This window comes from Flavobacterium notoginsengisoli (assembly GCF_014207905.1).
Lineage (GTDB): Bacteria > Bacteroidota > Bacteroidia > Flavobacteriales > Flavobacteriaceae > Flavobacterium > Flavobacterium notoginsengisoli_A.
In genome coordinates, this window is the sequence record NZ_JACHLB010000002.1 from 777,087 (window position 1) to 796,799 (window position 19,713).

20 protein-coding genes are annotated in these 19,713 nt (G+C 34.0%); 4 read left to right on the forward strand and 16 right to left on the reverse strand.

Features of this window, described 5'->3' with window-relative positions:
- Positions 1 to 8 precede the first annotated feature (8 nt).
- Entirely contained in the window at positions 9 to 713 is a 705-nt protein-coding gene (locus HNP35_RS10285) for a Crp/Fnr family transcriptional regulator (RefSeq protein ID WP_184161104.1), read from the forward strand.
- Between the two features lie 57 nt (positions 714 to 770).
- Here the strand turns inward: HNP35_RS10285 and HNP35_RS10290 are convergent, their stop codons facing one another.
- The 11 genes from HNP35_RS10290 to nirB form a co-directional block, all read right to left on the reverse strand.
- Entirely contained in the window at positions 771 to 1,322 is a 552-nt protein-coding gene (locus tag HNP35_RS10290) for a transglycosylase domain-containing protein (RefSeq protein WP_184161107.1), read from the reverse strand.
- Between the two features lie 75 nt (positions 1,323 to 1,397).
- The gene (locus tag HNP35_RS10295) at positions 1,398 to 2,018 is read right to left on the reverse strand and encodes a class I SAM-dependent methyltransferase (protein WP_221433437.1); all 621 of its coding nucleotides are present in this window, start codon (positions 2,016 to 2,018) and stop codon (positions 1,398 to 1,400) included.
- Positions 2,019 to 2,055: 37 nt separating this feature from the next.
- Positions 2,056 to 2,664: a hypothetical protein gene (locus tag HNP35_RS10300; RefSeq protein WP_184161110.1), complete on the reverse strand. Its 609-nt coding sequence runs from the start codon at positions 2,662 to 2,664 to the stop codon at positions 2,056 to 2,058.
- Positions 2,665 to 2,885: 221 nt separating this feature from the next.
- Entirely contained in the window at positions 2,886 to 3,251 is a 366-nt protein-coding gene (locus tag HNP35_RS10305) for a hypothetical protein (RefSeq protein ID WP_184161113.1), read from the reverse strand.
- A 137-nt stretch (positions 3,252 to 3,388) separates the two neighbouring features.
- Positions 3,389 to 4,648 (reverse strand): alginate export family protein, encoded by a 1,260-nt coding sequence (locus HNP35_RS10310; protein WP_184161116.1) that lies wholly within the window; start codon positions 4,646 to 4,648, stop codon positions 3,389 to 3,391.
- A gap of 81 nt (positions 4,649 to 4,729) precedes the next feature.
- Positions 4,730 to 6,226 carry an MFS transporter gene (locus HNP35_RS10315; protein WP_184161118.1) on the reverse strand — a complete coding sequence of 499 codons (1,497 nt, stop codon included), beginning with the start codon at positions 6,224 to 6,226 and terminating at the stop codon, positions 4,730 to 4,732.
- 99 nt (positions 6,227 to 6,325) lie between these two features.
- A complete protein-coding gene (locus tag HNP35_RS10320; RefSeq protein ID WP_184161121.1) occupies positions 6,326 to 6,985 on the reverse strand; it encodes a response regulator transcription factor in 660 nt (219 codons plus the stop codon).
- Between the two features lie 322 nt (positions 6,986 to 7,307).
- The gene (locus HNP35_RS10325; RefSeq protein WP_184161124.1) at positions 7,308 to 9,116 is read right to left on the reverse strand and encodes an ATP-binding protein; all 1,809 of its coding nucleotides are present in this window, start codon (positions 9,114 to 9,116) and stop codon (positions 7,308 to 7,310) included.
- A 6-nt stretch (positions 9,117 to 9,122) separates the two neighbouring features.
- Complete coding sequence (locus HNP35_RS10330; RefSeq protein ID WP_184161127.1) at positions 9,123 to 9,707, reverse strand: DUF4202 domain-containing protein; 585 nt, start codon at positions 9,705 to 9,707, stop codon at positions 9,123 to 9,125.
- Positions 9,708 to 9,823: 116 nt separating this feature from the next.
- Positions 9,824 to 10,201 carry a nitrite reductase small subunit NirD gene (gene nirD, locus HNP35_RS10335; RefSeq protein WP_184161130.1) on the reverse strand — a complete coding sequence of 126 codons (378 nt, stop codon included), beginning with the start codon at positions 10,199 to 10,201 and terminating at the stop codon, positions 9,824 to 9,826.
- Positions 10,202 to 10,428: 227 nt separating this feature from the next.
- Complete coding sequence (gene nirB, locus HNP35_RS10340; protein WP_184161133.1) at positions 10,429 to 12,942, reverse strand: nitrite reductase large subunit NirB; 2,514 nt, start codon at positions 12,940 to 12,942, stop codon at positions 10,429 to 10,431.
- Positions 12,943 to 13,210: 268 nt separating this feature from the next.
- Here nirB and HNP35_RS10345 point away from each other — a divergent pair, with 268 nt between their 5' ends.
- Both HNP35_RS10345 and HNP35_RS10350 read left to right on the forward strand, forming a co-directional pair.
- On the forward strand, positions 13,211 to 13,984 hold the full coding sequence (locus tag HNP35_RS10345; RefSeq protein ID WP_184161136.1) for an META domain-containing protein: 774 nt from the start codon (positions 13,211 to 13,213) through the stop codon (positions 13,982 to 13,984).
- Positions 13,985 to 14,089: 105 nt separating this feature from the next.
- Positions 14,090 to 14,521, forward strand: coding sequence for an META domain-containing protein (locus tag HNP35_RS10350; RefSeq protein ID WP_184161139.1), 432 nt, complete (start codon positions 14,090 to 14,092; stop codon positions 14,519 to 14,521).
- Positions 14,522 to 14,588: 67 nt separating this feature from the next.
- Here HNP35_RS10350 and HNP35_RS10355 read toward each other — a convergent pair whose 3' ends face one another.
- Together HNP35_RS10355 and HNP35_RS10360 are read right to left on the reverse strand one after the other, a co-directional pair.
- Entirely contained in the window at positions 14,589 to 15,875 is a 1,287-nt protein-coding gene (locus HNP35_RS10355; protein WP_184161142.1) for a DUF2130 domain-containing protein, read from the reverse strand.
- A gap of 285 nt (positions 15,876 to 16,160) precedes the next feature.
- Entirely contained in the window at positions 16,161 to 17,042 is an 882-nt protein-coding gene (locus HNP35_RS10360) for a LysR family transcriptional regulator (protein WP_184161145.1), read from the reverse strand.
- 299 nt (positions 17,043 to 17,341) lie between these two features.
- Between HNP35_RS10360 and HNP35_RS10365 the strand changes: the two genes are divergently transcribed.
- Entirely contained in the window at positions 17,342 to 18,049 is a 708-nt protein-coding gene (locus HNP35_RS10365; protein WP_184161148.1) for a class I SAM-dependent methyltransferase, read from the forward strand.
- 97 nt (positions 18,050 to 18,146) lie between these two features.
- Here the strand turns inward: HNP35_RS10365 and HNP35_RS10370 are convergent, their stop codons facing one another.
- The 3 genes from HNP35_RS10370 to HNP35_RS10380 all read right to left on the reverse strand — a co-directional run bounded on the left by HNP35_RS10370 (position 18,147) and on the right by HNP35_RS10380 (position 19,633).
- Positions 18,147 to 18,611, reverse strand: coding sequence for a DUF3291 domain-containing protein (locus tag HNP35_RS10370; RefSeq protein WP_184161150.1), 465 nt, complete (start codon positions 18,609 to 18,611; stop codon positions 18,147 to 18,149).
- A gap of 135 nt (positions 18,612 to 18,746) precedes the next feature.
- Positions 18,747 to 19,025 carry a putative quinol monooxygenase gene (locus HNP35_RS10375; protein ID WP_184161153.1) on the reverse strand — a complete coding sequence of 93 codons (279 nt, stop codon included), beginning with the start codon at positions 19,023 to 19,025 and terminating at the stop codon, positions 18,747 to 18,749.
- A 2-nt stretch (positions 19,026 to 19,027) separates the two neighbouring features.
- A complete protein-coding gene (locus HNP35_RS10380) occupies positions 19,028 to 19,633 on the reverse strand; it encodes an NAD(P)H-dependent oxidoreductase (protein WP_184161156.1) in 606 nt (201 codons plus the stop codon).
- Positions 19,634 to 19,713: the final 80 nt, after the last annotated feature.

Below are 19,713 nucleotides of genomic sequence, written 5' to 3' on the forward strand. Positions count from 1 at the left end.
TTGTACTCATGAAAGAAGAACAAACCCTTTGTTATTCTTGTGTCAATGAAAATTGTTTTATCAAGAAACACCTGCATTTGAAGCAGATGAATGGTTATGTTTCTAAGAAACAGCAAGTAATCTGTAAAAAATCGGATCCATTTATTATGGAGGGAGCATCTTTGCAAGGCCTTTATTTTATCTGTAAAGGAAAAGCTAAAACCGTAAAAACGGGAATAAACGGTAGAGAACAAATAGTTCGTTTGACTTCAAATGGTGATATTATCGGCTTTCGTGGATTTGGAACTAGCAAAAAATACTTAATTGGCGCTTATGCTTTAGAAGATACAATTTTATGTAATTTCAGTAACGAAACTATGCTTGAAATTTTAAAAGAAGTTCCTGAATTTACTTATGCTTTGATGCTTTTTTACGCAGAAGAATTAAACAAAAGCGAAAACAATATTCGTAAAATAGCTCACATGAATGTTCGCGAACGCGTAATTGATTTACTACTTTATATTCATCGCAAATTTGGACAAATCAATGATTTAATAGATATTGACCTTTCCCGAAAAGAAATTGCTGATTTTGTTGGAACGACCGAAGAACAAGCGATTCGTGTCATTTCAAGCCTTAAAAAGGAAGCTTTGATTCAAACGGTTGGGAAGCGAATTGGAATTTTAGAAGTTTCAGCTTTGCGCGCTGAAATTATGGAGCATAAATATTTTTAATTTAAGGTTCTAAGTTGCTAAGATTCTAAGATGCTAAGGTTTTGTACGTAGTGATATTTAATTTTGTTTGTTTTGTTTGTGTAAAATTCTTTCCAGTAAATAAACTCTATTTTTTACGCCTTTTTTATTTCGAATTGGATTATACAAAGAAGAATTTTTAAGCATCGCAATTAGTGTTATTTTTTCTCTTTCATTAAGTTCTTTGATGTTCTTATTGAAGAAAAATTCTGATGCTGCTTTTATTCCAATTTGATGATATCCGAAATCATAGTGTACTAGAACAAATTTAAGACATTCCTCTTGAGTAAAATCCTTTTTTATTTTTAAGTCATAAAGTGATTTGGTTATTGAATATCCATGTCTAAATGGACCAATATTATTCACCGCAGTTTGGCAAGGACAATTAGGCTCTTTTAGCTCTTTAAATATTTTATTATGAATATCAATTATGGATTTGAAATCTTCGTTTTGAGCATTTTTTATTTTATCGGTAAGATTAACAAACTCTTCATTTTTATAAATTGGATTGAAATCGCTTAGTAAATAACCAATTAGGATTGTTAAAAAGATAAGTAATCCGAAGAATATCTTTAAAGTTTTTTTGAACATAAAGAAAAGATGTTTTTTTGTAGAGACCCACTGCACTGCGTCTTTGTCACAAGGTGTCTCCACGTCGATAATATTTTATTTTTTTCTTCCAACAAATCGAATTACAGAACCAATCCCGTTATGAAATAAGCCTTCGCTGAGTTCTATTTCCTTTTCTTCCAGTTCAATGATTTCATAATTAGAGAAATCAGCTTTTATTTCTTCAATAGAAAATAAAGATTCAATGTCTTTTGGTCCGCCTACTTTTTCATTTTTAGTTACATATTCTAAATGCTTTTTGCTGAAGGCTTCAAAAATAATAATCCCGTCTTTTTTTAATAAAAGATTCAATTGTTTATGAATATCCGATTTAATTTCTGCTGGAAAATGGGCATATATTAGAGCAATGGCATCAAATTGTTGTTCTTCAAAATCTAAAGTTTCTAATTCTCCAACTTGATAATCTATAAAAACATTGTTGGCTTTTGCAAGTTTTAAAGCTTTATTTCTTCCTTCTTCACTAATATCAAAAGCAGAAACATTCCAACCTAGTTTAGCAGCAAAAATAGCATTTCGCCCTTCGCCTTCAGCAGGGAAAAGAATTGAGCTAGGATTTAGTTTTTCGATTTGTTCCTTTAGGTAATTGTTTGGTGTTGTACCGTATGCAAATGTTTCGTTGCTGTAACGATCGTCCCATCTTTTGGTCCAGTTGTTCATTATTTTTTAGTTCATTTAAATTTTAAAAATTAAATATTCAAGAGACCCAAGTGTTCTCTACTTTATCTATAATCCATTTTTCGTTTATTTTTTTTATAAAGATTCTGAAGCCTTGTCCACAATGTCTGCCACAAGTAAAGCCACCATTTAAAATTCCAAATCTTTTATCTAAATCAAACTGAATTCTCGTGAAATAGATAACTCCATTAAAAACAAATGGATATTTTGCTTTCCATATTTCTCCTCCTTTTGGAAATAGTGAAATATCTTTTAGTTTGAATTTATTTGGAAGATTGATGTTTTTGTATTCGAATGTATATATAGTGTCTTTCTTTTCTTTAGGAATTAAAGTTTTAGCATTTTTAAAATATGCTTTAAAGTATTCTGCTAAATCTTCTTGATCATACTTTAAAATGGGATTGAATGCAATAATTAATTTTGAAGTATCTTTTTCGATTTGAGCCATTCTAGATTTTTGTTCTAATAATTCTCGTTCGTATTTTGCTTTTGCATTTGTTGTATCGATACCAATTCGATTCCCATTATCGTCAAATATTATTTTTCCGTAAAGCGGTGGTTTAACAACACTGAAAAACCTATAATCAATACATGTTGAATCAATTAAAGCTGGAAAAATTTCAGTCATTACATTTTTTTCAAATTCCAAATCTGTGATTTTTTTTTCACAGCTGGAAAAAAAGATAATTATTACTAAAATTGCCAAGTTTTTGAGTGTCTTCATGTATCAAATATACTAATTAAAGAAATAGTACATTTTGTATTAAATAAAAAATACCCTTTCTCAAAATCTGAAAAAGGGCATTTTATATGTTTAATTGTTTAATTGTTTGAAATTCTTTTTTGAAATTAACCAACAATAGTTGTAGCGCCACTATTAATATCAATTTCTGCAAAATGATGTTTTCCCATCACGATAATTAATTTGTTTGAATTATAACCAACATATCTAATTTCAGGTTCACCTTTTTTAGGTTTTCCACAAACAGAAACTACGTTAGTTTGCCATTTCAATTTACTTTTTTTGTAAGCAGATATTGTTTGCAAATCATTTTCAACATAGTAGACGATGTTGTTTTTTTTAATTCCTCTTTTTTGCGTTTTTGCAAAATTTATTTCTGAGTTTTGAGAAACTAAGGCATCATTGTATTTTTGAGCGATACCAGTTTGCGTAACCATGAAGGTTAACATGGATAATTTTAGAAAAGGTTTCATTAGAATAGAATTTGGGGTTCGTAATCGGTTCAAATATAATTAATTATATTATATAATTACTTTTATAAGTGAAAAAAAAACACCCTTTTCCTTAATTAGGAAAAGGGTAAAAATTATAAGCTTATTTTGGAGGAAAATTATTTTTTCCAGTTAAAAATTCTTGGATTCACAGAAATCATCAACCAAGCCCAATTGTTGGTATGATTGGCGTCTCCATTTTTAATAAATTCCATAGTTTTTGAGCCGAACATTTGAGAGTAACCTCCTGTAACTGTAATGTCTTTTTTGAAATTAAAAACAAAGGATGCATCAATCTCAGTTCCCAAATAAGAATCCATTTTTTCATTTAAAGGCGTAACCACATCTGCAGCGGATAAAAACGCATGTGGACTTAAAGCAAATTGCCATTTATTTACATTATAGCTTAGTTTGATAAAAGCATCTTGTAAACCAACATTATTTAAGTGATTTCCAACATAAAAATAATCCATAAAACCATTAAAACCGTGATTGGTTCCAAAAATTGGATTGAAAGATTTGATTACTGTACTTCCATCATTTGCAGCTTTTCCAGATAAAAATTCGTATCCTAAACCAGCTTTAAAAGAATCGGTTATGCCGTAATTGAAATTAGCGGCCGCATTCCAGGCGCTTACTTGTAAATCAGTGCTTTTTCCAGTTTGTCCGTATACCCAAAAATTGCTGTCTATTTTACTGGTTTTGTAAGTTAGGTAAGGTCCGAAAGTTTGTTTGTAATCTACTAAAAGTTTAGAATCGGTATTTGCGTATTCGTAACCGGTATTCAAGGCAAGAAAACTTAAACCCAAGGCATCGCTGAATTGGTTGTGATACCAAGCATACATTAACGCTTTATAATTGGCAACAGTGTAAGGTGTCTGAAGTGTGTTTTCGGCAGTAGAGTTGTATGCGCCTCCAAAATCCAGTTTCTGTTTTTCAGTTTTATAAGTTATCGTAAATGCATCGTGACTTTGTGCCTGTTGACCCCAATCTTGTTCTCCTAAAATTCTCTGGTTATCATATGAAAGTACTTGACGTCCCATTTTTGCACTCCATTTCTCAGTGAAATTGTACTGCGCCCAAGCTTCAAATACCGCTACTCCGTTTTTATCAGCTACTGCATTTGTTGGCACATCTCCCCAGGTTCTAGTATTCTGCAAAGTTAATTTTACAACTAACTCATCTTGTTTGTAATTAAAATTTAAACGGGAACGCTGTGAGATCTGAGAAGTTCCTTTTTGCCCTTCTGGTAAAAGTGTTCTGTAACCGTTTCGGTATTCAAAACGTGGCCTGACTTGTAAATTTACATCTAGTTCCTGTGAATGCATTGAGGCAACAGATCCTAGAATAAAAAGGATTATAATTCTGGTTTTTTTCATTTGGCCTGGTAATTTTTTCGATTGTAAATTTATAAGAAAATTAACCCATTACTAATATTGTTGAATTTAATTTTATTATTTTTAGTTGGTAACAGGAATAAATTGTTGTTCGGTTGTTTTTTGGGGTGCCGGTTTTTTCTCTTTAATGCTTTTGGTAATTGCATAATGCATCCAAACTAAGCAACCTATCGAAAATAGCAATATAAAAATCCATGAACTTGACCAGATACCTGTAGCAGTCAATAAATATCCGAAGATAATTGGACCGAAGAAACCGCCTAATCCGCCGATCATTCCTACCATTCCGCCGACAACACCAACTTCATTCGGGAAATATTCTGGAATATGTTTGTAAACTGCCGCTTTTCCAATTCCCCAAGAAATTCCTATTAGAATCACCAAAATAAGGAAAACACACATATTGGCATCAAACTTTATAACTGTAACTCCTTTAGCTATCAGATCTTTTTTGGCAACACTTTGATTGTGTGCCACGACTACATCCTGCCAGCTTGAAGTGGTTGGAAAAATTGTATTTTCAGCTGTATTTGCTGTCTTTTGTGCGATTGGATATTCTTTATCTCCAATTTTTACCGTTTTGTCGTTGATTTCATTTACAACACCTTTTTTAGCGGCTAGTATTCCTGGGCCTGAAGTTGTGATTTCCATTTTCGGAATTGATAATAATGCGCTCAAAATTACCGAAGAACCCAAAACCCAATACATCACTTTTCTGGCTCCAAATTTATCAGATAAATAACCTCCAAAGGCTCTGATAACTCCAGATGGCAAACTAAACATTGTAGCAAATAAACCGCCCATTACTAAACTAGTTTGATACACGTTCATGAAGTTTGGTAAAAGCCATTGTGAATACGCTACAAAACAGCCAAATACTAAGAAGTAATATGCTCCAAATCGCCAAACTCTTTGAGATTTTAGTGGCACAAGCATTTGAGAAACCGTTTTGGTACTGCTTTCTGGCTTTTTATTTTGAGTGAAAAGTAAAAACGCGACACCAATTACAACCAAAGAAACAGCATAAATAACTGGAAGGATTTTCCAACCATTTTGCGGATCATCTACAGAAAAATGGTTTAATAGGGAAGGAGCTAGAAAAGTTGTTATTGCGGCACCGGCATTTCCCATTCCGAATATTCCGAGCGCTCTTCCTTGCCATTCTTTTGGATACCAGATTGAAGTATAACCAATTCCGACCGCAAAACTGGTTCCGACCATTCCGAAGAAGAAACTAAGTAGCGCAAACATAAAAAAACTGTCGGCATAAGGAAGAAGGAAAAGCGGAATCGAACTTAATAATAATAAAAGTGAAAAAACATATTTTCCGCCGAATTTATCGGTTAAGATTCCAATTGGTAGACGCATGATTGATCCTGTCAAAATTGGAATACCAAGAAGCCATCCAACTTGAACAACGCTCCAGTGGAAAATTCCGTTATCGACTAAAAAGGTTACTAAAACCCCGTTTAATGTCCAACAGGCAAAACACACTGTAAAAGCCAATGTGTTCAAAAATAAAATTTTGTGAGATTGCGATAATGAGTTTGTCGTTTTCATAGTACTTATATTTTTTATCAAAATTAAGTACTATAACTTAGTTAAAAGATGCGAAAACGCAGTTTTTGAAAAATAATTACGTATTTATACGTATTTTTTTTAAATTAAAGAATACTCCGCAGCTTTGTTAGAAAGTTCCATCAAGTTTTTTACTTTCAGTTTTTTCATTAGGTTAAAACGATGTACTTCGGCAGTTCGTTTACTTATATCTAAAGCTTCTGCGATTTCTTTGTTACCTTTTCCAGATAATAAAAGGGTTAAAATTTCCTTTTCTCTTTTGGTAATCATCATTTCTTCGCCCAAGTTTTGTTTAGGTTCTGATGGATTGGAAGGATTTGTTAATTGACCAATCAAGATGGAAGAAATATCTCCGCTAAAATATTTTCCGCCAGCCGAAACGCTGTGCAATGCTTTTAAGAATTCTTCTTTAGATGAACCTTTTAGCAAATAACCATCGGCACCGGCTTTGATCGATTTCAATACATATTCTTCAGATTCGTGCATCGAAAGCATGATGATTTTTACCGGATTGTTTTCGCTTCTAAGTTTTTCTACTAATTCGATGCCAGTCATGTTTGGCATACGAATGTCGGCTATAAGTAAATCAGGTCTGGTTTGGGCTACAACTTCAAGTGCATCTGCACCGTCGATGGCTTCACCTACAACCTCAATGTTTGCTTCGTTTTCCAATAGAGATTTGATTCCGTCTCGAACAAAAACATGATCATCTGCTAGCACTACACGAATGATATTACTCATAATTTACTTAATTTAGATTCTAGATTTTTACGTATATTCATCTATAACGAAGACGCTAATATACGTACTTTTTTTGTTTTAAGTTTCAATTTTTTCAAATTCCAAATTCCAAGATTAAAAAATCATTAGAAAATTAAACTAGAACTAGATATTGTATTGTCAGGCTGAGCGAAGTCGAAGCCTTCGTAAGTAGCTCTACAAAGATTGTTGATTTACTTTGCGTGGGCTTCGACTTCGCTCAGCTTGACAAAAGTTTGTAGAACTTTGACAAAGTTTTGTGACGTAAAGTATTTGGAATTTGGAGTTTAAAAATTGGAATTTCCTATTTCAATATTGGAATGTTGAATGTAATTCTCGTTCCTTCGCCTGGGATTGATTTGATGAAAACGCGTCCGTTGATGTATTGGATGCGTTCGTTCATGAATAATAAGCCCATTCCAGATTCGCTGTTGCGTTTTTTGTCTACTGATTTGATGTCGAAACCTTTTCCGTTGTCGTCTACGATGATGCTTAAGAGGGATTCGCTGTGGGAAAGTTGGACGATAATATGCGATGACTCGGCATATTTGATGGCATTGTTTATTGCCTCTTGCGTAAGTCTATAAATATTGATTTCTATTAATGAATCTAAACGCTGATCGAAATCGGTTTTGTTGTAGAAAAGGATTTCTTTTCCGGTTAGTTTGGAAAGTTCTTGCGTTAGTTTTGACAATGAAGAAACGATTCCGTGATCGCTTAATTCCGGTGGCATTAGGTTGAAAGTTGCTGTGCGGACACCTTTTATAATGTCAAGCGAAAGTTTCTTTAAATACTCAATTTTTTGTTCGGATTTTTCTCTGTCATCTAAATTGATGCTTTCTAAACTGAACTTTAAACCTGTCAGCATTTGCCCGATTCCGTCGTGAATTTCTTTGGCAATTCGGTTTTGTTCGTTTTCCTGATTTTCGACGATTTTGCTTGAAATAATCTTTTGCTGGTTGATTTTTTCAGTTGTGTTTTCAAGGTTTAGGCGTTCAACTTCGCGTTGTGCTTTTTTGCGCTCGGTGATGTTGAAACAAACGATTAAAAGTTCCAACTCGTCTTTTTTTATCATTACAGGAACCATCGATAAATCGAGCCAAATGGTTTCGTTTTCTTTGTTTAAAATACTGATTTCTCCTTGCCAACCACTGCGCTGTTTTTCGAAAATTAGTCGGTCGAAATTAACCTGTTCTTTTTCATCAACGGTTAAAACTTCAGAGAATTTTTTGTTGGAAGAGAATTTGGTATAATTGAGCAGTTTAGCAAATTTTTCTCCGATATGAATGATCGAACCGTCTGGCGAAATTCGGCAATAAAGCAACGTGTTTTCCATTGCGTAATTCAGCGATTTTAGTTCTTTTACAGAATTTTCTTTGATTTCGCTGAGAATTTCGGTGTCGTATGCTAGTTTTAACGCTTTCTTTTCTGATGATAAAAGCTTGGCAATTAATCGTTCGATTTTCTTGTTGGTTGGTTTGAAAATGAAGAAGAATTCTAAAAGCAAAACCAGTAAAGTAAAACCGAAAATCCAATATTCGATTCGGCGTTGTTCTGTTACTTTTTCATGTGCTTCAAGATCGTATTGTGTTACGATTTCATTCATTTTGGAAAGGAAAGCTCCTTCGTTTTCCAGAATTGTTTTTACTTGTTTTTGATTATCGGCTGATTGTTTTTTCTGTTTTAAATTCTGTAAAAACGAATCGGTAGCTACGGCAATTTTACTGAAAATCGGATTGATTTCAAGGTATAATTTAGAAAGTGTTTCTGATTTTTCTTTTGGAAAAGCCAGACTGTCACTGCCGTTTTCAAGAGCGTTTTGATTCTTTTTCCAAAGTGCTAAAACTTCTTCTAAATGCGAAATTTGTTTGGCAGAAGCAGTATCTGAAACGTAATGCAGAATCAGAACTTCTTTTACGATTTTCTGACTCAGCATTCGCTGTTTTCCTGAGAAATTTATGATTTTTGAATCGCTTAACTGCTGGTTCAGGTTGTATTGCACTAAAACCTGACTTACTATTATAGTTAAGGCAATAGTAAGAAGCGCAAAAAAATACAGTCGGCGTAAATTTTTGAAAGTGATTTTGTCTTCTTCCTGATTGCTTTTTTTCATATTGTTTTACAATCCCAAAGAGGCTTTTATGAGATTTAAATTTTCTTCGGAATAACTGATTTTTAGGGCTTCCTGATGTCCTTTGTCTGACATTTTATCCCAAGTTTTTTTGATGATGTTTTTCAGTTTTTCTTCGTCGTGTTTATGAACGAATGGTTCTAAGTAATACTCTAAAAACACCAGACAGATGACGTCTTCCAATAATTGGGTTTCAGCATCTTTTTTAAGTAGTTTTTTCTCGATCAAAAAAGAAACACGATCGATAAAAGCTTGATCGTAACCTGCTTTCTCCAGAATTTCGGCTGTAGTTTTAGAGTGGAATTTTTTCAGTTCTTCTCTCCATTTCAAATAACCTACACGATCCATTGGATAAGACTCGCGGGCAACTTTCCAACGGCAGATATGCTGGGCTTTCGATGCAATCTGAATTTCTTCGGATGCATTTGGTTCAAAATCCATTAGTCTTTTGTACATCCTGTCTGAATACAATAATTCTTTCGGATATTCTTTGTTTTGATCGGTTTCGATGTTTGGATCCTGAGCGTTTTCGGCATCAATCCATTCACTTGCTTTTTGAAAAGGTGTGTTCATTTTTTTGGTTAAGTAATAGATTTCAAAGATACGGAATTTAGTAGAAAATGAGATGAAAGAAGCAAGAGGCAAGATTTTAAAGCTTTTATAATCTTGCTTCTTGCCTCTAATAAAGTCTAATCAACAAAGCCAACAAATACTTCGTCTTCAACAATCTTTATCGGATAAGTTGCTATTTTATAATCGTCTCCGTTTAGGTTTGTTCCGTCTATTAATGAAAAGGTCTTTTTATGCATAGGGCAAGCGATTTTTGGAATATCGTCTGCAGAGCCTGTCATTCCTCTTGAAAGCACCATTTCCATTTTGTGCGGGCAGGCGTTTTGACAAGCGTACCATTCGTTGCGTCGGGTGAAATTGAAAATGGCGATTTGCTTGTTTTTGTATTTGATGCATCCGCCTCGATTGGTTGGGAAATCTTCTACTTTACCTGCTTTGAACCAAATTGTAGCGTCGCTTGCGTGAACTGTTTCGTATTGATTTAAGATTTCTTCCATTTTGTTTTTTGTTTTGATTTCCTGTTTCTTGTCCCTCTTTTTACAATCAAGAGAGATTTGATGGCGCAGTAAAAAAGAGGGCAAGAAGGACAGCAAACGTTTAATTTATTTTTTTCTTTTTTTTGGAGCTTGGTGTTTTGCCACTAAGGCGCAAAGGCGCTAAGTTTTTTTTAGTTTTGATAATTTGACTTTGTGACTTTGCGTCTTTGTGGCAAGATATTTTTTTTTTAAGACCAGGCTTTTGGCATTTTTTGGTCTCTTAATGGAACAAACACAGCGTTGTCGTCTTTTTCGTCTGAGTTGATGAAATGATTGAAACGTTTTAATAATCTTGGTTTTTCCAGCACTTGTTTCCACTCGCATTCGAAAGTGTTTACTAAAGTTTGCATTTCGGCTTCCAGAGTTTCGCAGATTCCTAAACTGTCTTCAATAATTACTTGTTTTAGGTACTCTAAACCGCCGTCTAATTTTTCTAACCAAGTTGATGTTCTAATCAGCGGGCCAGCGGTACGGATGTAATACATTAAGAATCTGTCCATGTATTTAATAACGGTTTCTTTGTCGATTTTTTCTGCTAATAAAACGGCATGTTTTGGGTTAGCTCCACCGTTTCCGCAGATGTATAAATTCCATCCGCCTTCAACAGCGATTAATCCGAAATCTTTTCCGCGGGCTTCTGCGCATTCGCGAATGCAGGCCGAAACACCACCTTTTAGTTTATGCGGAGAACGAATTCCTTTGTATCTGTTTTCTAGTTCGATGGCAAATCCGGCGCTGTCGTCCATTCCGTAACGGCACCAAGCGTTTCCAACACAGCTTTTTACGGCACGAAGTGATTTTCCGTAGGCATGACCGCTTTCAAAACCATTGTCGATTAAGATTTTCCAGATTTTAGGCAAATCGCTCAAATGCGCTCCAAATAAATCGACTCTTTGTGCTCCGGTAATTTTAGTATATAAATCGAATTGTTTAGCTACTTCGCCGATTACGATTAGTTTTTCGGCTGTAATTTCGCCTCCTGCAACTCTTGGAACAACAGAATAAGTTCCGTTTCGTTGAATATTAGCCAAAAATCTGTCGTTTGTATCTTGAGTCGTTACGTGTTTATTGGCCGTATCATTATAAATACTAGAGAAAATAGAAGCGACAACAGGTTTGCAGACTTCGCATCCATCGCCTTTTCCGTGATGATCCAAAACATCGTAGAAATTCTCGTATTTATTGATTTTTACCAAATCAAATAATTCCTGACGATTGTAATTAAAGTGCTCACAAATAACCTCTTTAACTTCTTTTCCTAAAGATTTTTGAGTCGCTTTTACCAAATCAGAAACCATTGGTTTACAGCCCCCACAACCCGAAGTTGCCTTGGTTGCTTTTACAACATCTGAAAGAGAAGAACAGCTTTCGTCTAGAATTTTACAACAAATAGCACCTTTGGTAACATTTTCACAAGAACAGATTACAGCTGTATCTGGTAAATCCATAACACTTCCTAAAGAAGAGCCTTCAGAACCGTCTCTTGAACCCAAAATTAAATCTTCAGGATTTTTAGGCAGTGTCATTTCGTTAATATAAATCTGAAAAAGCGAATTGTAATCACTAGAATCTCCGACTAAGATCCCGCCTAAAAGTGTTTTGGAATCTTTGGTAACGTTGATTCTTTTATAAATTCCGCTTAACTTATTTTCATAAATGATAGCTGTTACATTTTCATTTTCAATAAAAGGATCGCCAAAACTCGCAACTTCAACACCAATTAATTTCAATTGTGTTGACATATCGATGGTTTCTCTCATGGTTTTATCACCATTTAAGATTTGCTCAGCGGCTACATCGGCCATTTCGTAACCTGGCGCAACAAGTCCGTAAATGTTTTGGTTGTAAAGAGCCGCTTCGCCAATCGCATAAATAGAAGGGTCTGATGTTTGCATTTGATTGTTTACCACAATTCCGCCTCGTACACCAACTTCAAGTCCTGAAACTCTTGCCAGTTCGTCGCGAGGTTTAATTCCGGCAGAAATAACCAACATGTCTACTTTTAACAATTCCTCATTCGCAAACATCATTCCTGTTATACTTTCTTTTCCGTCAATATATTGTGTTGCTTTGTTAAGATGAATTCCAATGTTCAGTTCTTCAATTTTTGATTGCAACATATCGCTTGCGCCTTGATCTAGTTGTCTCGGCATTAAGCGCGGTGCAAATTCTACCACATGTGGATTCAATCCTAAATCGCGAACCGCTTTTGCTGCTTCTAATCCTAATAAACCTCCGCCTAAAACTGCTGCTTCTGTAGCGCCTTTTATTTTTATTTTTTTGGCATAAGCCATAATAGCGTCAAGATCTTCAATAGTTCTATACACAAAAACACCTTCTTTTTCTACACCTTCAATAGGAGGGACAAAAGCAGATGAACCTGTCGCTAAAACTAAGTAGTCGTACGTATGTGTTTTGCCTAAGTGTGTATGAATTGTTTTTGAATCACGATTAATATCTGTAATTAACTCAGATGTGTTTAGAATAATATTGTTTTCGGCATACCATTCGGTTGTTGATAATGATAAGTCATCAGCCGTTTTTCCTCCAAAGTATTCACTTAAGTGAACGCGATCGTAAGCTCTTCTTGGTTCTTCTCCAAATACTGTGATTTGATACTTTTCTTGTCCTGATTTTGCAACAAACTTTTCGCAAAATTTATAACCAACCATGCCGTTTCCAACTACTATTACTCTAATCATGATTTCTTTAATTAAGTATTACTACGCAAATATAAGTATTTATACTTATAAAAATACGTAATTAATTTATTTTTTATGTAAGTTGAAGTTTTTGTTGCTAAGTATTTTGTCGTAATCTTTTACTTAGTGCGGGTTTTACTAGAATTTAGAAAGCGGTAAAAAGGTTAAATTTGAAAGGATTCTAAATAAGCGTTTCAAAAAATTGTTGTAAATTCATAAGAATTTTACTGGTTTTTTATGAAGAAGAACATTTTTAAACTAAAATCTCATGAAAAAAATACTTTCAATATTGTTATTATCAGCTTTAATAATTGGTTGTAAAACGACTGCAAGCAAAGAATCTGGCGCAACATCTTCTGTAAGTTCTACAGAAGAGGATTTAAAATATTATTTTAAAGGAACAGGAAACGAACCGTTTTGGGGAATCAAAATAGGAAATGAGGAAATTGTCTTTACATCATTAATATCTGGAAAAGAAAAATTAGTTTTTCCTGCTGTAGAAGCTATAAAAGCTATGGATGCTAATGTAAAGATGTATAGAGTAAGTAATGAAACGGCTTCCGCTACAATTACGATTCAACAATTGGATTGTCAGGATTCTATGTCGGGAGCGATTTCGCCTTATAGCGTAAAAGTAGAGATTAAAAATAATTCGGAATTAGAAACGAAAAAATTAAGTGGATGCGGAAAATATCTAACCGATTATAGACTTCATGATATTTGGGTTTTGGAAGAATTAAACGGTTACAAAGTTTTTGCTACCGATTTCCAGAAAGAATTTCCAAGACTTGAAATTAATTCAACTGAAAATAGATTCTCTGGTTTTGGTGGCTGTAATTCGATAACAGGGCAAATCTTTTTTGAAAAAGATCTTTTGCGCTTTACTAAGGTAATTTCAACTTTAATGGCTTGTCCTCCCGGAAATAAGGAAGGTGATTTTTTAAAAGCTTTGCAGAGTACGACTACTTATTCTATTGGGAATAATCAATTGATTCTTTCTAATCCTTCGGGGAAATTGGCTGTTTTTAAGAAGGTAGATTAGAATTCAATATGTCGTATTGTATCTAAAAAAAGACCTATACGGATCTGACTTGTCTTATCACTAAAATATTTTTGTAAAATAAAACTTATATAATATTTATTTTACATGAAAAGAATTTTAATGCTAGTGGTTGCTGTCTCGTTAGTTTGCAGTTGTAAATCGACTAAAGAAACAAAAGCAACAACTTCTGCTAATGAAAAGGCGATTGAAAAGAAATTACAGCAAACCTGGATTTTAGAAAATTTAAACGGAAAAGTTATCACAGAGAAGGATTTTTCAAGTTTTCCAAAAATTGTAATTGCGCCATCTTCATTTTCTGGTACGACAGGATGTAATGCTATTAAAGGGGATTTGCTTTCAAATGGCGATGAGAAAATTCAATTTTTAAATCTTACATCAGAAACTAAAAAGTGTGATGCAAAAAAAGAAGGTGAATTTATACAGTTGCTAAAAACAACATCTGGTTATTCTATTAAGGATAATAAACTTTTCTTTGCGAATCAATTTGGACTTACAATGTCTTTCAAAAAGGGTTAATTAAAACAGAAAGGCTTCGAAATCAATCGAAGCCTTTTTTATTTTGTCATTTTAATTTATAAAAAAATTACTCAAACAACTGCTTAGGTTCTTCATCTTCTGGTTCTTCTTCAATAAAATCCAATTCTAAAGCTTTTACGCTTTGAACCGCATTTCCGGCGATACCGCGAATTGATCCGTACATGCCTAATGTATTATGAACCACTTTTTCGATTTGTTTTTCACGTTGTTTCCAGATTCTCTGCATCGCTCTTTTTTCAGATTCCAAATCGTTTTGCATTTGTGTAAAACCTTCTACAATTCCTTCAATCTGCAATCGGAATTCATTGCTGGTTAAGAAATCGTACAACATCGACATCTTATCTCCTTTATTTTCCTGAGCTTCCACAGCTTGACTTATTTGAATCAACGATTGACGCAAAACAGCACTCAAACCTTTAAATTCTTCGTATGTACAAATCCAGATTCCGTCGCGCATGCCCATTCTGTCCATTCCGTTTGGCATTACTTCGGTTACTAAAACTCCAATATTGGCTCTTTTGGTGCGAATGTCATTTTTGAATTTTTCAATCCATGAAGGCTGAAATGCTTTGGTTCTTTTACTTTCGTAATAAATCGAACCGCAGTTTTGATGTTCACGAGTGTTTACAATCTGCAGACAGTCGGCTCCGTTTGCACCTTTTTTAACTTCGTCGATTGTATCGAGAGGGAAGTTGTTAGCTAGCCATTCTTCAATCGCTAATTCCATTACTTCACCTTGCAATTGCATCGAACCTTGTTCTTGTTTGCGTTTCATTTCTTCAGTCAGCTTTTTTTGTTCTTCCAGCTGTTTCTGAAGTTCTTTAAATTTCAGCTCGTTTTTATCGTCCTCTTGTTTTCTGATTTTTTCGCGTTCCAAAGTAAGTTGAGCGTTTAACTGTTTTTCTGCTTCCGCTTGAATGGCTTCTTTCATTTCCAGTTTTTCGCGCTGCAATTTGGCGATTTCACCTTCCATTTTATTTAATTCTCTGATTTTTTCTGATTTTTCTGAGAGTTCTTTTTCCATTAAAAGCAAACGATCTTTGTTTTCTTCTTCGAGTTTGGCTTTTAGTTTTTCAGAGATTTCTTTTTCAGCTGTTTTTTTCTCACGCTCTAAACGTTCTGCAAAAAGTTCGTTTTCTTGTTTCTTTTTGGCTTCAAATTCGGCTTTGGCTTTTTCGAATTGCTCATTTTTAAGCTCTAATTCACGGTTTTGAATATTGGCTTTTTGTTGGAATTCTTTACGAATGCTATCTTCCAATTGATGTTTTAAAACATCATTGACATCGATAGGGGTTCCGCAGTTTGGACACTGAATTGAAGATTGTTCAGCCATTTTATATTGAATTTTAATTGTAGAATTTGAATTTGCTAAGATATTTAAAAGTTCTCTTTTTGTGATGCGGATTTCTGTACTAAATTGTAACGATTTTTTTTTATGGCCACTAAGGCGCTAAGGCACGAAGTTTTTTGCCACAGATTAAAAGGATTGGAAAGGATTTTTCTTTCACGCAGATTTTATGAGATTTAGGCAGATTCAGCAGATTATTTTTGAAAATAAATCTGCTCAAATCTGCTCAAATCTGCGTGAAACTTATTTTTTAAATAAAAACTTTGAGCCTTAGCGTCTTTGTGGCAATAAAAAAGCAACAGCAGATCTCGTAATCTCAGAATCGTCTTCCCTTGAAGTGATAATCGAAACATCGGTTTTTAGATTGACTTTTTTTAATTCGATGAATCCAAGTTCGGGATCATGATTGTTTCTCGCAATGTTGGAAGGAACAATAGAAATGCCTAATCCGTTTTTTACTAATTGCACGATGGAATTGATGTTATTGGCTTCGTGAATAATCTTCGGCGTAAAGCCATAAAAGGCACACAATTCCAATAAAACTTCGTGATAATGTGGTGCGTAATCTTTGTTGAAGAAAACGAATGTTTCCTCTTTTAAGTCTGCAATTTCTTTTTCAGATTTTAGCTGAATATTTTTCTTATTGTAAACAATTGAAAAGCCGTCCTGAAACCATAAATGCGATTGTATTTTTGGTGAAGTTATAGGCGAACGGATAATTCCCATTTCGATTTTTCCTTGTTCCAAAGCGGTGATTTGTTTAGTTGTAGAAATTTCGAAGAGTTTAAAATTTACATACGGAAATTGTGTTTTTAGATGTTTGATTAAATCTGAAATCACGGCAGAATATATCGAGCTGATATAAGCGATTCTGAATTCTCCCGAAACATTTTCAGCTATCTTTTTTGTTTTTAACGAAATGTGTTCGAGATTCTGAAAAAGGTCTTTTACTTCTTTTTCGAAATATTTTCCAGCTTCTGTCAATTCGACTTTTTTATTATTTCGGATGAAAAGTTTTGCTTGCAGTTCTTCTTCCAATTCTGCAATTTGTCGGCTCAAAGGTGGCTGTGAAATGAATAGTTTTTCAGAAGCTTTGGTAAAGTTCAGTTCTTCGGCTACAGCCAAAAAATATTTCAGATGACGTAATTCCATGATACTTTTAAAGTATTATTAATTGATAAAAATAGTATTTTTAAAGTATTTATGAAAGAGGTAATTTTGTTTTTAGGTAAAATGTTAGAAGTAAAATGTTATAGGTTAAGCATAGCGCATAGCTTTTAACTTCGAACATTTAACTTTTAACAAAAAAAACAATTCTCTCGCAGATTTTGCAGATTGAGCAGATTATTAGTTTAGATAAATTTATCTTAACCATAATATTTCCAATCCATAATAGCAAAAAGATTCGCTTGATTTGCTTGATCTGCGAGAGTTTAAAAAAAACAAGAAATATGGAAAAATCGACTATTCAAGAAATCAAAGAACGATTCGACAATGATGTTGAACGGTTTTCAAATTTAGAAACAGGACAAGTTGCGACAATTGATGCGACTATTTCTTTAGAATTAATTACTGAAGCTTCAAAACGGATTGTTCCGAATGCTAAAAAGGTGTTGGATGTTGGATGTGGAGCAGGAAATTATACTTTAAAAATGCTGTCTAAAGTACCTGATTTGAATTGCACTTTGGTCGATTTGAGTTTGCCAATGTTAGACAGAGCTTTTCAAAGAGTTTCGGCTGAAACAAATGGCAAAGTCGAAATCAAACAAGGCGATATTCGTGAAGTGGATTTAGAAGAAAAAAGTTTTGATATTATTTTGGCTGGTGCCGTTTTGCATCATTTGCGTGATGATGAAGATTGGGAAAGTACTTTCGTAAAGTTGTTTAAATTATTGAAACCGGGTGGTTGTCTAATGATTTCTGACTTAATAACGCAAGACACAGAATTATTAAACGAATACACTTGGCAACGATATGGCGAATATTTAGAAGGAATAGGAGGGGCGGAATATCGTCAAAAAGTTTTGGATTATATCGAGAAAGAAGACTCGCCTAGATCTATGAATTATCAGTTGGATTTGATGAAAAAAGTTGGTTTCTCAAAAGTCGAAATTTTACATAAAAACATGTGTTTCGGAGCTTTTGGCGGAATTAAATAAAGTTTTGTTTGCCACGAATTACACTAATTTACACGAATTATTTTTTTTACTTGGAAAGAAATTAGGGAAAATTGGTGTAATTCGTGGCGATAAAAAACTATGCGTCAACAGGCATCGGATATTTGTTTCTAAGATCAAAAACTAATTCTGATGGCCCGTTTTTTTGAAGGTAATCTAGTTTTTCAACGGCTTCTTCCATGCTTGGAATTTGGCCAGCGGTAATCCACCACATTGCTGTATGGGCTTTTCCGAATTTTTGAAACCATTCTTTTCGGCGTCTTAGAAACTCGCTGTGAAAAGTTTTGTACATATAATGTTCCAGTGTTTCGATATTTTCCCAAACCGATACGTTAATGATGATTTGCTCGTCATTGTATGGATTCAGACTTGTAGCATTATAGCTATCGGTGTCATCTTTTAGTCTCCAGACAAAACCTTTGCTTTCTTCTGCTAATTTATTTACAGCATCTAAATTATCTACAAATTCTTTCATGATCGGATCGTTGATGTCGACTCCTTTCATTTTGGCAATATTAATTTCGGCAAGATGGTATTTGCTCATAAAATATATGTTTCTGAATTTTAGGCAATTTAGCTTTTCCTGCAAGGTTTTCAAAACCTTGTAGGTCTTTTTTGGAAGAGGTTTCAATTATACCTACAAGGTTTTGGAAACCTTGCAGGAGAGTCTACAATCAAATTATAAGATTTGTTTGGTTTTGTAAACCTGTATTGGAGTTGAAACTAAGGATTCTGTTTTTTTGATGAATTCTTGTAAATACGATTGATTATTATGCAGGTCTAATCCTGGCTGATCTTTCCACTCTTCCCAAAGTATAAAAACATTTTCGGAGGTATGTAAATCGTAACGAATGCAGGCGTCTTCTTTTCTAGTTTCAGTAACTAGATGAGTAAGCATATTTTTAACTTCAATTATATGCTCTGGTTTACTTTTTAAAATTGCGGTAATAGAAATCATAATTATAAGTTTTTAAAAGTTTGCTCTAAGTGTTTGGTGTAATTCTCTTTAAAGATAGCGATATTTTCTGTTGTAGCGCCTTTCTCAACATCATGAAAATGGAATCCGTCTAGTTTTTCCATTCCTGTGAATTTGTTCATTTTGTGGAAACCAAACATTACGCCGTCATCAACCGATTTTTGATCGAAGAATTCGTCTGGAAGTGTAAAAGCGGTTGCAGGAGCATTCCAGCTTGTGGTAAGCATATATTTACGTCCATGCAGAAGTCCGCCGGTTCCGTAGTTGATGTCTGGATTTACACGGCTCCTTCCGTCGCTTTTGTAGATTCCTTTGTTGTGACCTGCTGTAAAAACATCGTCGATGTATTTTTTGAACAGGTTTGGTAACTGAAACCACCAAACTGGTGTGTGGTAAATGATAACATCTGCCCAAACAAATTTTTCTACTTCTTTGTCAAGATCGATATCATCTTCTACGTGAGTTGTTTTGATTTCGTATTCGTTGTTTTTAGAAAGAAATTCGGTTGTCCAGTCCTGAACTGTTTTGTTGAATTTTCCTCCTGAATGGGCAAATTTCTGTCCACCGTTAATTATAAATATCTTTTTCATTTTTATTGTTGGTTTTATGAGCGTCTTTGTATTGAAATTAAAGGCGCATTTTTTCTTTCATTTTTTAATCTAGCAAAGGC